At 57.1% G+C, this 14164-nt stretch carries 14 protein-coding genes and 1 other RNA gene; 2 read left to right on the top strand and 13 right to left on the bottom strand.

What is annotated here, in order from left to right; genetic code table 11:
• Window positions 1-128: 128 nt before the first annotated feature.
• Complete coding sequence (locus DWZ82_RS09625; protein WP_118480454.1) at window positions 129-1847, bottom strand: DEAD/DEAH box helicase; 1719 nt, start codon at window positions 1845-1847, stop codon at window positions 129-131.
• A gap of 150 nt (window positions 1848-1997) precedes the next feature.
• On the opposite strand from DWZ82_RS09625, the gene DWZ82_RS09620 reads away from it, so the two are divergent.
• Window positions 1998-2846: a putative manganese transporter gene (locus DWZ82_RS09620; protein WP_147356922.1), complete on the top strand. Its 849-nt coding sequence runs from the start codon at window positions 1998-2000 to the stop codon at window positions 2844-2846.
• A 69-nt stretch (window positions 2847-2915) separates the two neighbouring features.
• Here the strand turns inward: DWZ82_RS09620 and DWZ82_RS09615 are convergent, their stop codons facing one another.
• The 3 genes from DWZ82_RS09615 to rnpB form a co-directional block, all read right to left on the bottom strand.
• On the bottom strand, window positions 2916-3527 hold the full coding sequence (locus DWZ82_RS09615) for a CpXC domain-containing protein (protein ID WP_158575171.1): 612 nt from the start codon (window positions 3525-3527) through the stop codon (window positions 2916-2918).
• Window positions 3528-3776: 249 nt separating this feature from the next.
• A complete protein-coding gene (locus DWZ82_RS09610; RefSeq protein ID WP_118480448.1) occupies window positions 3777-4421 on the bottom strand; it encodes a hypothetical protein in 645 nt (214 codons plus the stop codon).
• Window positions 4422-4619: 198 nt separating this feature from the next.
• An RNA gene (gene rnpB / locus DWZ82_RS09605) (RNase P RNA component class A) lies at window positions 4620-4959 on the bottom strand.
• Window positions 4960-5063: 104 nt separating this feature from the next.
• On the opposite strand from rnpB, the gene murD reads away from it, so the two are divergent.
• Window positions 5064-6425, top strand: coding sequence for a UDP-N-acetylmuramoyl-L-alanine--D-glutamate ligase (gene murD / locus DWZ82_RS09600; RefSeq protein ID WP_118480446.1), 1362 nt, complete (start codon window positions 5064-5066; stop codon window positions 6423-6425).
• 469 nt (window positions 6426-6894) lie between these two features.
• Here murD and DWZ82_RS09595 read toward each other — a convergent pair whose 3' ends face one another.
• The 9 genes from DWZ82_RS09595 to hisH all read right to left on the bottom strand — a co-directional run bounded on the left by DWZ82_RS09595 (window position 6895) and on the right by hisH (window position 14089).
• On the bottom strand, window positions 6895-8205 hold the full coding sequence (locus tag DWZ82_RS09595) for an MATE family efflux transporter (RefSeq protein WP_243022923.1): 1311 nt from the start codon (window positions 8203-8205) through the stop codon (window positions 6895-6897).
• Between the two features lie 153 nt (window positions 8206-8358).
• Window positions 8359-8982 (bottom strand): TetR/AcrR family transcriptional regulator, encoded by a 624-nt coding sequence (locus tag DWZ82_RS09590; protein WP_158575169.1) that lies wholly within the window; start codon window positions 8980-8982, stop codon window positions 8359-8361.
• 395 nt (window positions 8983-9377) lie between these two features.
• The gene (locus tag DWZ82_RS09585; RefSeq protein WP_158575167.1) at window positions 9378-10598 is read right to left on the bottom strand and encodes a CapA family protein; all 1221 of its coding nucleotides are present in this window, start codon (window positions 10596-10598) and stop codon (window positions 9378-9380) included.
• Between the two features lie 2 nt (window positions 10599-10600).
• On the bottom strand, window positions 10601-11086 hold the full coding sequence (locus tag DWZ82_RS09580; protein WP_118480440.1) for a pyridoxamine 5'-phosphate oxidase family protein: 486 nt from the start codon (window positions 11084-11086) through the stop codon (window positions 10601-10603).
• A gap of 106 nt (window positions 11087-11192) precedes the next feature.
• Window positions 11193-11516, bottom strand: a complete 324-nt coding sequence (gene hisE / locus DWZ82_RS09575; protein WP_118285349.1) for a phosphoribosyl-ATP diphosphatase — start codon at window positions 11514-11516, stop codon at window positions 11193-11195.
• Window positions 11517-11531: 15 nt separating this feature from the next.
• Window positions 11532-11864, bottom strand: a complete 333-nt coding sequence (gene hisI, locus DWZ82_RS09570) for a phosphoribosyl-AMP cyclohydrolase (protein ID WP_116704955.1) — start codon at window positions 11862-11864, stop codon at window positions 11532-11534.
• An 84-nt stretch (window positions 11865-11948) separates the two neighbouring features.
• The gene (hisF, locus tag DWZ82_RS09565) at window positions 11949-12713 is read right to left on the bottom strand and encodes an imidazole glycerol phosphate synthase subunit HisF (RefSeq protein WP_118480438.1); all 765 of its coding nucleotides are present in this window, start codon (window positions 12711-12713) and stop codon (window positions 11949-11951) included.
• 48 nt (window positions 12714-12761) lie between these two features.
• Window positions 12762-13475, bottom strand: a complete 714-nt coding sequence (gene hisA, locus DWZ82_RS09560; RefSeq protein WP_117491097.1) for a 1-(5-phosphoribosyl)-5-[(5-phosphoribosylamino)methylideneamino]imidazole-4-carboxamide isomerase — start codon at window positions 13473-13475, stop codon at window positions 12762-12764.
• Window positions 13472-14089: an imidazole glycerol phosphate synthase subunit HisH gene (hisH, locus tag DWZ82_RS09555; protein ID WP_118480436.1), complete on the bottom strand. Its 618-nt coding sequence runs from the start codon at window positions 14087-14089 to the stop codon at window positions 13472-13474. The genes hisA and hisH overlap by 4 nt, the downstream gene beginning before the upstream one ends.
• Window positions 14090-14164 lie beyond the last annotated feature (75 nt).

Raw genomic sequence — 14164 nt, 5'->3', positions numbered from 1 at the left:
AACGAGATTTTTTGTCAGCAGACAAGGCGTTTTTCCGCAGGAATCCTGACGGATTGCAAGGGAAAACAACGCAGTATGCTGGCAAAAAAGCCGTTCAGGCGGTGTGCAATGGTTATGACAGCAACTTCTTAACCCTTGCGGTTGCTGTTCGGGGTACGACGGCGTCTATGACGATGGTTCGTCGTCTTGCTCTGTGCCGTCTTGTTCTGCTGCGGTGCGGGCTTCTGCGCAGACCTGCTGCCGTGTCCCCTGCCCTTCTTCTCCTGCTGCGGAGCGGCCTTGCCATCCGCCTTTGCGGCACGAGCGGCCAGTGCGACCTCGACCTTTCTGCGGATGCGTGCGGCAGCCTCATCGCTGAGCGCATACGCGCGGCTCGGCGTGTGGGCGTCTACGCGCGGCTCGTTCTTCTCGAAGCGGGCGTACGGGTCGTTCCGGCGGCCTCTGCGGCTCGAATCATTTCTATCGTTTCGGTCGTTTCTGCCCTTGCGGGAGCGCGGCGCGGCTGCCTTCGCCTGCTGCTCGGTCTGCTTCTCGGCAGCCTTCTCGCGGCGGGACGGACGCTTGGCATTCGCTCTCGCCTGACGCGCCTTCTTTTTGGCTTCCTTCTCGCGGGCAGCGTCTGCGGCGACCTCCTCGGCGGTGGCGTTCTCGGAGACCGGCTTGCAGCGGCTGCGCTTGTTCGCGGTCTTGCGCTGACCGGACTCGCGCTTCTCCTCCTCCTTTTCCTCGTGCGGAATCTCACCGGCAACCGGAATGCGCTTGCCGATCAGCTTTTCGATATCCTTGAGGTACGGACGCTCGGAGCGGTCGCAGAAGGAAATCGCGGTGCCCTCCTGACCGGCACGGCCGGTGCGGCCGATACGGTGCACATAGGTTTCCGGAATGTTCGGCAGGTCAAAGTTGATAACGAGCGGCAGGTCGTTGATGTCGATGCCGCGCGCGGCAATGTCGGTCGCAACCAGAACCGCAATCTTGCACTCCTTAAAGTCCGCGAGCGCACGCTGGCGCTGATTCTGCGACTTGTCGCCGTGGATGGACTTGGTCTTGATGCCCGCACGGTTGAGGTCGCGCGCGACCCTGTCTGCGCCGTGCTTGGTGCGGGTGAACACCAGAACCTGGTGTACATTGCTTTGACGGATGATATCCGGCAGAAGTTCCCGCTTTTCCTGCTTTTCTACAAAATAAAGCTGCTGCTCGATCTTGTCCGCCGGTTTTGCGCTCGGCGTTACCGAGATATGCTCCGGCTCATGCAGCATTTTCTCTGCCAGATCAGCGATCTCCGCCGGAATGGTAGCCGAGAACAGCAGGGTCTGGCGCTTTTTCGGCAGGAATTTCACGATGCGCTTGACATCCGGGAAGAAGCCCATGTCCAGCATACGGTCGGCCTCGTCGAGCACGAAAAACTCTACCTTGTCCAGCTTTACGATCTTCTGGCCCATCAGATCCCACAGACGGCCCGGCGTAGCAATGAGAATGTCCACACCGCGTTCGATTGCCTCGACCTGCGGCACCTGCGATACGCCGCCGAAGATGACCGCCGCACTGCACGGCATGTAGCGCGCGTACTGGCACACGTTTTCGTAAATCTGCAGAGCAAGCTCGCGCGTCGGCGTGAGGATGAGCGCACGGATGGTTCCCTTTCCGCCCTCGCTCTTTGCCAGACGCTGGATGATCGGCACCGAGAACGCACAGGTCTTGCCCGTGCCGGTCTGGGCGCAGCCCATCAGGTCGCGGCCCTCGAGCACCGGCGGGATCGCCTGCTGCTGAATGGGCGTCGGCTCGGAATAGCCGGCCTCCTTCAGTGCCTTGAGGATGTTTTTCTCCAACTTGAGTTCGTTAAATTTCATGGTAAATATTCGATTCCTTTTGCTATCTTTGGTATGCAGTCCGGCAAATCCCGCTTGCCTGCGGACTGGGTTCTATGCTATACTTATTATAATTGTCCCTGAGACAACACGAATGTTATCAACCCACAGATCAACTATGAGGTGACCTATTTGTTAGAAATTATCCATCACGTTCTGCCGGAAGCATTTTTCGATGTACTCAAGACCGTACCGCTGCTGCTGGTCGTGTACGCACTGCTGTACTACATTGAAAACCGGCTGACCAATACGCCGGAGCTGCTCTCGCGTGCGGCGCAGTTCGGTCCGGTGGTCGGCGCGCTCGCCGGCTCCATCCCCCAGTGCGGATTTTCCGCGGCAGCGTCCGCGCTGTTCTCGGCAGGCTTTCTTGCACCGGCAACGCTGGTTGCCGTGTTCCTTGCCACCTCGGATGAGGCGGTGCCCATCATGCTGGCAGGCGGCGCAAGCGTACAGCAGGTGGTGCTGCTGCTCGTGGTCAAGTTTGCGATCGCGGTCATCGGCGGCTATATTCTGCGCTGCACCGTGTTCCGTAAGCACAAAGCCGGAACCGACGGCCCGCTCGAGATCGAGATGGGCGACTGCGGCTGTGAGACCTCGCCGGTGGCGAACATCCTGTCCCACACCATCAAGACCACCATCTTCCTGTTTGTCGTGCTGTTCGCGCTCAACATGGTCGTGCACGGCATCGGTGAGGAGCGTGTCGCTTCCCTCATGCTGACCAACAGCATCTTCCAGCCTCTGCTGTGCGCGGTGCTCGGTCTGATCCCGAGCTGTGCGATGAGCGTGCTGCTCAGCGAGCTGTTTGTCGGCGGCACGATCAGCTTCGGCGCTCTGGTTGCCGGTCTTTCCACCGGTGCCGGCTTCGGCTACATCGTTCTGCTCGAGGAGAAGGAAGGCCGTCATCGTGCCCTGCCGGTCATCGCGGCAACGTTTGCCACCGCCGTGATCGGCGGTACGCTGGTGCAGCTGCTTATCGGCTGAGAATGAAAAAATCTAAGGATGTGTCAAAACGGCACATCCTTTTTTATGCCCTGCGGAGAAGGTAAACCGTCAGCCCATTTCATGCAGCAGCTCGAGTGCCTGATGCGCCCACATCATATCAATGCGCGAGAACTCGCCGCCCGGCGTATACAGATAGGTTTCCACATCCGCGTGCAGGCGCTGATACGCCGCGCCCGGCATGGCGGCATACTGCTCCGCGCCGTCGGAAAGCACGGCCACGAAGCGGAAATCGCCCGTGCGCTCATCCAGCTCGTGGAAGAGCAACTCGACAACATCGAGGTCGCGGTTCAGCTGTGCGAACAGCAGCAGCTTCATGATCTCGATGGTACGGTCGTCCAGACCGCGCTCGAGGATGTTGATCTTCTCACGGAAGGTGTTGAGGCTGTCGGTCACGCGCAGGGTGTAGCCTGCCAGCGGATCGAACTCCGCCTTGGGAACCTGACCGTCCTCGGTCCACAGCCATACCATAAACTGGTTTGCCATGTCATGGTACAGGCACGGGTGTACGGCGAGCAGTGTCTCGCCGCAGTTTGGACATTTTACACGAAAGACAGACAGATCCTGTACCTTTGCCCGCAGCTCGGGATTTCGGTCGATATTGATATGGTCGATCACCTTGTGTTCGGTTTCCATATGACAGTGCGGACATTCGATCATCATAACAGTGGTTCCTCCCCTTGTGTTTGTCCAATTAAATTTTATTATAACACATTTATATAGCTGTAAGCAAGTTCGGATCATCAGTAATTCGGAATTAGCAGTTAGGAATTGTCGCTATCCTTGCGCGAGTTCCGTCTGCGCTGCGTCGAGTAATCGCCGGCTTTACCGCAGGGGCGAACAGTGTTCGCCCGCAAACCATTCAATCTCGGTATCAAAAGAAAGCACCTGCCGACCGCAGGTGCTCCTTGTCTATTCCGCCTTGTAAATGCTGCCCTGTGCGACCGCAATACTTGAACCATCCATCGAGCCGCTGTATGAATCGTACCAGCGCGGAATCTCCTTGCCGTTTTTGTCGTAAAAACGGAACATATCCTCCGACGGGAGCAACTCATCCGGCATGTATCCGGTCAGCTCGGTGCAGAGCAGAAAATATGGCTTTGCACTCTCATTCGTCATCTCATAGGTCTGTCCATACCAGTTGAGCGTCACCTTTGCGACCTGCTGTTCCGGGTCCTTGCCGCTCAGCAGCAGAAAATCGTGTCCGCCGCAGCCGATGATATCGTAGTTAATGCCGGAATTGCCGCTGCCCATACTGTAAAATTTCCATGTACCGAGCCAGCTGCGTTTCGCAGTCATTTCGCCCAGAAAGCGTTCCTGCTCGATGCCCTCCTGCGTCATTACATAATACGCTGTGTCACCGATCACGATACCATCGTATATCGTTACACCGGAAAACATCGTCAGATTGTTCTCCTTGAGCATCTGCACCTGCTGTGCAAGCGTGTCCTCATCCAGTCGGTACGGTTTTACCGCGTAACTCGATTTGCCCGCCGCCCACACACAGACCGCCGTCACAGCCGCCATCACGAGGATTCGTTTTCCCAGTCCTTTCATAAAATGCACCTCCCTATCCTGCCTCAAGTATAACAAATTTTTTCGGCGCAGAATATGGAAAAAGCGACAAAATGCAACGGCAGTTTTTATGGAAATACATGAAGAAGGTTACACGATAGCGTTAATTTTCCATTCTCCATTTCTGCAGAATCTGCAGAAGGTAAAAGAAAAGCACCGCAGAAAAATCTGCGGTGCTATGGCATGACTGGTGCGTAAGCCGGGTTCTGTCGTGGACGGTCATCTATCTCGAATGCACGTTGCCGTGCATCTCAAGCCGCCAGTCGGGACGATCGGGCCAATCATGGTCCCAGTCGGCGTTGCTGCGGATAGAGTTTACAGACCTCCCATGTTGCCATGGGACGTGGTGAGCTCTTACCTCGCCTTTCCACCCTTACTGCCTTATGCGGACATAAAACAGCGGTATATCTCTGTTGCACTATTCCTAAGGTCACCCTCGGCGGACGTTATCCGTTATCCTTGCCCTGTGCAGCCCGGACTTTCCTCATGCCCGAAGGCACGCGACCGTCTGCACCAGTCATAAATAGCATTATACCGTAAAAATCGCCTGCCGTCAAACCGGACTTGCAAAATCGTGAAAAATCATGTATACTGTTCCTCGTACAAAGGCGGTGTTACGCATTTATGACAGCATTAGAACAATACCTCGGCGGCCTGTCGGATAAGCGGGTCGGCGTAATCGGCGCGGGCGTGAGCAATATGCCGCTCATCCGTATGCTGCGCGCTGCAGGCGTGCGCGTTACCGTGCATGACAAAAAAGAACCCACCGAGCTTGGCGACGGCTATGCTACCCTCGCTACCCTCGGCGTAGACTTCGTTCTCGGCCCGCATTACCTTGATGCGCTCGATGAGGACGTTATCTTCCGTACCCCGGGCGTTCACCCGCGTTTTCTTGAGAAGGCGCGCGCAAACGGCTCGGAGATCACCAGCGAGATGGAGCTTTTCTTCGCGGTCTGCCCGTGTCCGATCATCGGCATCACCGGCTCGGACGGCAAGACCACGACCACCACGCTCGTCAGCGAGATTTTGAAGCACGCGGGCTATACCGTGCATCTCGGCGGCAATATCGGCACGCCCCTGCTCCCCCGCGTGGACACGATGACCGAAAACGACCTTGCCGTTGTCGAGCTGTCCTCGTTCCAGCTGATGGGCATGAAACACTCTCCGCACATTGCGGCGATCACCAATCTGACGCCCAATCATCTGGACTACCACAAGGATTTTGACGAGTATGTGCAGGCCAAGACTGCCATTTATCGCAATCAGGGTGAGAACGATAAGCTGATCCTCAATCTCGACGATGAGGTGACGCGTTCGCTCAAGGCATCCGGCAACCTGTTCTGCACCAGCAAAACGCAGGAGCTGGCCAACGGCGTGTTCCTCAAGGACGACGTTATCTACATCGCAGACGGCGGCGTGCGCCGTGAGCTGATGCCCGCATCCGATATCCGCATTCCGGGCGCGCACAACGTGTACAACATGATGATGGCGGCAGCCGTCGTGCAGGGCTACGCCTCTGACGACGATATCCGCGCCGTGGCGACCACGTTCGGCGGCGTTGAGCATCGCATCGAGTTCGTGCGCGAGAAGGACGGCGTGAAGTATTATAACGACTCTATCGCCTCCAGTCCGACGAGAACCATCGCAGGACTGAATTCCTTCCAGCAGAAGGTCATCCTGATCGCAGGCGGCTACGACAAGCATATCCCGTATGACGTGCTCGGCAAGCCTATCTGCGACCATGTAAAGCTGCTGCTGCTCACCGGCGCTACCGCACCCAAGATTCGTGAGTGCGTGGAGAATATCGAGGGCGAGCATCCCCCGATTATCGAGGTGGAAAACCTCGAAACAGCCGTGCAGGAGGCCGCTGCCCACGCAGAAAGCGGCGATGTTGTTATCATGAGTCCGGCCAGCGCGTCGTTCGACCGCTTCAAGAATTTCATGGAACGCGGCAAGCTGTTTAAGGCGCTTGTGGAAGAGCTGTAAGTTTAACAGGATAAACGCTTGCATTATTTCACAATCGGTGCTATACTATAAGCAACGATATGAATTAGTTCACTTGGCGAAAACCCCCGGAGAGTACCAGTCTCCGGGGGTTTTCTATTCCGTTTTTCGGTGGCTTAAGCCGGGGCTGATGTTGCCTTACTTCTGCTCATCCAGCCACTTGCAAATGTAGTGTGCAATTACATTTGCCATAATGGAGCAGATTAACGATACGGTGAAGTTCACTTGGCGCACCTCCTTCCCGTTGCCGGGAATAAGTAGGGCAACACCAGTATTATACCATACAGATGAAATCCTGTTAAGCGAAAGACGTGCAATGCACGTCTTTTTCGCTGTTTTATGGCACATTATACAGTTTTACAGATTGATTATTGTTAAAAAAGGGCGGACACATTGGTCCGCCCCTACAGTAATCTGCACCTTCGAGGAAAACTCCTGCCTCGCACAATTACTAATTCTCAATAATGTACTTCCGCGCCCAGACAAGTGCGGCGACCGCCGTGACCAGCTCCACCATCGGGAACGTCAGCCAGACGCCATCGACGCCGAGCACCCACGCGAGCGGGAACAGGATCGGCGGCACAGCAATCACGCCGCGCAGCAGCGAAATGGCAAAGCCCTGCACGGTCTTATCCGACGCGCTGAAAAATGCTGCCGTGACCATGTTCACGCCCGCGAACAGGAAACCTGTGAAGTAGATCCGCAGGCCGCTCTCCGCGTAGGCGGCAAGCTGCGGGTCATGCTCACTGTTGAACACCGCCGTCAGCGGCTCCGCGCCGAGGAAAACCGACACGCACAGCACGGCTGCAATCCCGAGCGCGGTGCAGATGCCCCAACGGAACAGCCGCCGCATCTGTTCCCTGTCACCGAGACCCGAGCTGCGGCTGACCAGCGGCTGTATGCCGGTGCACAGTCCGGTAAAGACAGCGATTCCCACCAGAGCAAGATTGGCCACCACGCCGTAAGCCGCCACGCCGGTATTGCCGCTGAGGCGCAGCAGCACCAGATTGAACAGCAGCAGCACCACGCCGGAGGCGATTTCACCGATGAGCGAGGACAGACCGGGCGCGCACAGGCTCGGCACACGGCTGACACGCAGCGGCGTTTTGACAAGATGGAATCCGCGGGACGGCCTCCGCAGGTGCGTCAGCAGCACCAGAATGCTGACAAACGGCGAAAAGCCGGTCGCAAGCGCCGCACCGAACATGCCCAGTCCGCACGGGAAAATGAAAATGTAATCGAACACGATGTTGAACAGGCTGCCCGCGATCATGCCGCACATGGCAACGGTCGGCGCACCGTCATTGCGCGTAAACGCCAGCAGCACGTTGTTCATCACAAAGAACGGCCCGAAGCACCACAGCATGCGCAGGTAGGTTGTCGTCATGCCGAGTGTCTGCGCGTCCGCGCCGAGCAGCAGCGCGATCGGCTGCGCAAAGCACAGTCCGCCGAGCAGGAACAGCACGCCGAGCAGCAGCCCGAGTGCCGCCGCGTGCGTGAATACGCTGTCCGCCTGTCTCTGATCGTTCTGCGCCCGCGCGATCATGTACTGCGTTGCCGCGCCCACGCCGAGCATCAGGCCGATGCCGTTCATCAGGTTGTACGCCGGTATGGCGATGTTGAGCGCCGCCAATCCGAGCGAGCCCGTGCCCTGTGCGACAAAAAATGTATCCGCGAGAATGTAGCACGAAATGCCGATCATCCCCAGGATGTTCATCGCGGCATAGTGCCCGAATTCGCGCAAAGCTCCCTGTTTGTGCAATTCCTTCTCCCCCTCAAAGTTTTTATATAAAAAGTGATCGACCCTTCCCGGAATACACCGAAAAGGGCCGATCTGCAATGCTATCGACGGAAAACATTGCTTATTTACGAAGCAGTTATAATATACCATCTTCCCATAGAAATGTCAAGTGGCTTATTCGGTCGGAAAAGCACTTTTTGGGTCGGATGCTGCGAAACAGTCCAGTCCGTGCCACATCAACCCCATCAAAAGCGATACGACCTGCTCGGTCGGCGTGTCCTGCGCTCTGGTCGCCCAGGTGGACAGCATGGATACCATGCCCGAAATGATATACGAAAACACAAGCAGCTTCCGCTGCTCGCTCATTTCCAGCATCATGTGCATATCCCAGCCGTCGAGGAAGGCTTCATACGTCATGGTCTGCAGCTTGCGTACAAAATACGGGTCTCCCTGCTCGCTGCACAGCACCTGAATCACCTTCATTATGCGCGGATTGTTCCGGATCTGCTCCAGAAAGTCGATAAAGAATCCCTTGATCTCCTGCAGATCGCGGCACTCCCGTTCGTGCATCGGCGCATGCTCGTGCATGTGCTCGATGATCTCGTCCTCGGTCGTGCGAAGGATGTCGGTCACGTCCTTGAAATGCAGGTAGAAGGTCGAGCGGTTGATGTCCGCTCTCGCGCAGATATCCTTGACCGTGATAGAGACCAGCGGCTTCTCCAGAATCAGGTCAATCAGGGCTTCACGCAGCGCAGACCGTGTAAAGCGTACTCTGCGGTTGTTTTTGGCTTCGGGCATGAGCATTTTCCTCCTTGGTGCTCAGCAGGACGGTTTTCTGTGGATGGTACTTATTTTATCAGCGTTGTGTCCGCAAGTCAACACCGTGTCGAAAATCAAATGTTACCAAAGTGTTAAAAAACCAGCAGGGAAACCTGCTGGTTTCAGTCTGTCGATAAAGTCAATCTATCGTTTTTATTTTTCGTGCGGCAGCACGCATAAAATAGAATTTGCACAGCAAATTCATAATTCCCGGGGGCGTGTACCTCGGGAATTATACAAGGGACGAAAAATTGTGCCCGTAGGGCGCGGCTTTTCGTCAAGATTCGATTGAAAGCGTGGTTTCAATCGAGAGGCTGCTCGAAAAACGGAGTTTTTCGACAGCCTCAAACCAGCAGGGAAACCTGCTGGTTTTCTTAGGCTGCAAGCGAAAGCACCTCATCCGTGCCGAAGATACGGTGCAGATCGGAACGTCCCTGCTTCATTCGGTCATATACCGACCGGTTTACAACCGACGTATCCCCCTGCTCAAAATCCTGCATGGATTTCCGAATATCCAGCAGGCGGTAGCGTCCCTCGTTGGAGTCGCTTGCGTGCAGCATGAACATCGGCGCGTACTCCGCGCCGGAAACCGTCACCTGTCCGGTCTCGCCGCTTTTGGTGAGTGTCAGCGTGACAGCCGCCGTCAGGTTGGTGTACGGGTCAAACTGATTAGAGATCAGGTTGCCGAGACAGTAGCACAGATAGCCGGTGCGTCCGTCCGGCAGCGTCCGCAGCTCCATCGGCTGCGGCACATGCGCGTGCCCGCCGAGCACCAGTGTCGCACCGTGCGCAAACAGGTAGTCTGCCAGCTGCTCCTGCTGCTCGGACGGCTCGGTGTGGTACTCGTTTCCCCAGTGTACATACACGGCGATCGCATCCGCACCGGACTGCCCCGCCTTATCCAGATCCGACTGGATGAGGTCGTAATCCACCGCACTGCAGTCGGTCATGTAGTCGCTCGTGTAGACGCTGACGCAGTACGGGTGCTCGCTGTCCACCGGCAGACCGTTTGTGCTGAACGTGTACGCCAGCATGGCCAGTTTGATGCCGCCCACGTCGATGATCTTCACCGCATCGCGCTCCTGCTGTGTGCGGTAAGTGCCGACGTGCTCCAGACCGGCGGCGTCCAGCACATCCAGTGTGCGAACAAGACCGCTGTACCAAGTATCCATGCTGTGGTTGCTCGCCGTGGAGAGCAGGTTAAACCCGACCGTTTTCAGGCCGTAGGCCAGCGCATCCGGTGCGCAGAACTGCGGATAGCCCGAATACGGCGGACCGTTGAACGTGGTCTCCAGACAGGCCGTTGTGTAATCCGCAGCCTCGTAATACGGTCTTGCGTCCGCAAATAGGTGCGTAAAATCATACGCTTCGCCGTTCCACGCATCCGCGACAAGCGGCATGTGCGCCACAATATCGCCCGCCACGCACAGGGTCGCTGTGGTGTCCGGCTGCACCTCCGGCTCCTGCCGAACGGTCTCCTCCGGCTCCTGCAGGCGCGGTGCATCCTCCGGCAGATTGCGCCAGATCAGCACGCCCGCTCCCGCCAGCAGCACCACCAGCACGCCTGCCAGAATTTTGGTACCGATGTGCTTCATGCTCATCTCTTCGGCGCCTTGCGCGAGGCCTCAAACGACTCCGCGCGCACGCGCATCACCTCGGTGACGGACAGAGCCGCGTCCGTGTACGTCCAGCCGCCCTTGCCGGTCTGGTGCTGCATGATAACGTCAAAGCCCTGCCGTTTCTCCTCATTGTCCTCCGCGAACTCGACCTTGCCGTACCCCACGATGGACGAGAATGCATAGCTGTACCGGCAGGCCAAGTCGCCCTCGCCGGTCAGACCCTCCTCGCAGTCCAGCTCAAAGCAGATACGCGGGTCGGCCCTCAGCGAATCAATCTTCTTGCCCTTCACGCCGCCGTGAAAGTAGAGCGTCAGTCCGTCCTCATCCCAGGTGTAGCCAAAGTTCATCGGAATGACGTACGGCCAGCCGTCCGTGCCGGTCATGGCGACGCGGCAGACCTTGCAGGCCTGCAGGATCGGCTCGATGTTCTCTCGACCGGTGATTTCTCTGTCTTTTCTGCGCATGAGTTTCACCTCTGTTCAAGTATTTGTATCATCATATCATATTCTCGCCAACAATACAACAAACCCTGTGCAAAATATGCACAGGGCTGTCTTATGCTGTCAGCTATCAGGTATTGTGGTCGGAAACGTGGAATTTCTTCAGGTTGCCGATCTTCTGGGCGCGGATGTCCATTTCCTTGCAGACATCCTCCATGGTCACGCCGCACTCGTTCATCATTACCATCATGTGGTAGAATACGTCGTTGATCTCACCGACCAGCTCGGTCTTGTCGCCGTTCTTGGCTGCAATGATGGTCTCGGCGCACTCCTCGCCGACCTTCTTGAGAATCTTGTCAATGCCCTTCTCGAACAGGTAGCAGGTGTATGAGCCTTCCTGCGGCTCGGCGCGGCGCTGCGCGATAACGGCTTCCATTTGCTCAAACGAATTCATAATACTGCTCTCCTTTTACTTTTCTTCCGGCTTCTCCCACAGCGTGGTGAAAAAGCAGGTGCGGTGTCCGGTGTGGCAGACCGGACCCTTGGGCGTGCCGACATAGATGAGCGTGTCATCGTCGCAGTCGGACAGAATCCTGCTGACAAAGATAAAATTGCCCGAGGTCTCGCCCTTGTTCCACAGCTTCTGGCGCGAGCGCGAGAAAAACCATGCCGTGCCGGTGTCCATCGTCAGCTGCAGGGCCTCCTCGTTCGCGTAGCCGAGCATCAGGACTTCGCCGCTGCGCTCATCCTGGCAGATAATCGGCACCAGAGGAGCCTTTTTGAAAAATTTGCTTAAATCCAAAATATTCACTTCCCTATTAGGATAATGATTCATGTTTACCGTAGGGTGCGCCGAGTCGGCGCACCCTACGGTATAGCCTGTGCTTTATTTTCTAACCGGAATCTTCTTCTCTTTCAGGTGCTCTTTAACCTCTCCGACTGTCAGTTCCCGATAATGGAACAAGCTGGCCGCCAGTGCAGCATCACAACCGGTTTTCTCGAACACCTCGGAGAAATGCTCGAGCGAGCCGCAGCCGCCGGACGCGATGACCGGAATGCCGACCACCTCCACAACCGCCTTGGTCAGCGGCAGGTCAAAGCCGGACTTGGTGCCGTCCTTGTCCATCGAGGTCAGCAGGATCTCGCCTGCGCCGCGCTCGTAAACCTCTTTCGCCCACGCAACCGCGTCCTTGCCGGTCGGGGTGCGGCCGCCTGCAACGTAGACCTCAAAGCCGGACGGCATTTCGGCGTTCGCACGCGCGTCGATCGCAACCACAACGCACTGGCTGCCGTACTTCTCCGCAGCGGCGTTCACCAGATCGGGATTCTTGACCGCCGAGGAGTTGATGGAAATTTTATCTGCACCGGCGCGTAAAATCTCGCGGAAATCGTCCACGGTGCGGATGCCGCCGCCGACCGTGACCGGCACGAATACCTCACGGCAGGTGCGGCGCACAACGTCGGCAATGGTATCGCGGTTGTCGCTCGTGGCGGTGATATCGAGGAACACGATCTCGTCCGCGCCCTCCTGCGAGTAGAACTTCGCCAGCTCGACCGGGTCGCCTGCGTCGCGCAGCCCGACAAAGTTCACGCCCTTTACCACGCGCCCGTCCTTTACGTCCAGACAGGGGATGATGCGTTTTGCTAACAAGTTTTTCACTCCGTTCAAATCGAAGGTTCAATCGTAACCGTAGGGCGGTTACTTGGCCTGTTCGATGGCCTTTGCCAAATCGAGGGTGCCGGTATACACCGCCTTGCCTGCGATAGCACCGTCAATGCCGAGCTTTTTCAGGCCTGCGATATCCTCAAGGGTGGACACGCCGCCGGACGCGATAATCTCGCAGGAGACCGAGGCGCGCAGCGCCGCCAGCTGGTCAAAGTTCGGGCCGGCGAGCATGCCGTCCTTGTCAATATCGGTGAAGATGATGTGGCGTACACCGATGGACTCCATGCGCTCGGCAAACGCGATGTAGTTCTCACCGCTGTCGCCCAGCCAGCCGTCCGTGCGGACGGTCTCGCTCTTGGCATCGATGCCGACAACGATCTTGTCGCCGTACTTTTTTACAGCCTCGGCTACGAATTCCGGGTCGCGGACAGCCGCCGAGCCGATGATAACGCGCGAAACGCCCAGTGCAAGCACGGTCTCCACATCCTGCATGGAGCGGATGCCGCCGCCAAGCTCCACGGTCGCGCCGGTCTCGCGGATGACCTGCTCCACCACGCCGTAGTTCGCGTGCGAGCCGTCCTTAGCGGCGTCAAGGTCAACCATGTGTACAAGGTCTGCACCGGCATCGAGGAACCGCTGTGCGGTCTCGACCGGGTTTTCTGCTACTTTATGTGCAGTGCCGTAGTCGCCTTTCTGCAGGCGCACGCACTGACCGTCTTTCAAATCAATCGCGGGGATAACTCTCATTTTCCCACCTCCGTCAGTTTTGCAAAGTTGCGAAGCATCACAAGTCCCACTTCACCGCTCTTTTCCGGGTGAAACTGGCAGCCGAACAGGTTCCCTCGTGCCACCATAGCAGGCACGCGCGTGCCGTAATCCGTCACGGCGGCAAGGTCGTTTTCGTCCGCCGGATGCGCCATGAAGCTGTGCACGAAATACACATAGCTGCCGTTTTCCAGACCCTCGGTCATGGCGTTCGGACGCAGAATGTCCAGCGCATTCCAGCCGATCTGCGGCAGCTTGAGACTCGTCTCAATGCGCTCAATGCGTCCCGGCAGCAGACCCAGACCCCTGCACGGACGCACCTCGTCCGATTCCTCGAACAGCATCTGCATACCAAGGCAGATGCCGAGGAACGGCTTTTCCTTTGCAGCCTTCAGCACCGCCTCCGTCAAACCGGAGTGCTCCAAAGCCGCCATCGCATCCGGAAACGCGCCGACACCGGGCAGGATAACGCCCGCCGCGTTCTCGATCACGTCCGCCGAAGCCGCGATTTTATTTTCATAACCCAGGTAATCGAGCGTGTTGTGTACGCTCATCAGATTGCCTGCGCCATAATCTACGATTGCAATATAACTCATGTTGTACCTCTCGGAATCTGTTCCGCAGGGCGGGATGACCTCATCCTGCCGTAACGGTTGGCACCATGTTTATGA

Origin of the sequence: Butyricicoccus sp. AF35-5AC, assembly GCF_003477715.1 — a bacterium.
GTDB classification, from domain to species: Bacteria; Bacillota; Clostridia; order Oscillospirales; family Butyricicoccaceae; genus Agathobaculum; species Agathobaculum butyriciproducens.
This window is presented reverse-complemented; position numbering and strand designations above follow the sequence as displayed.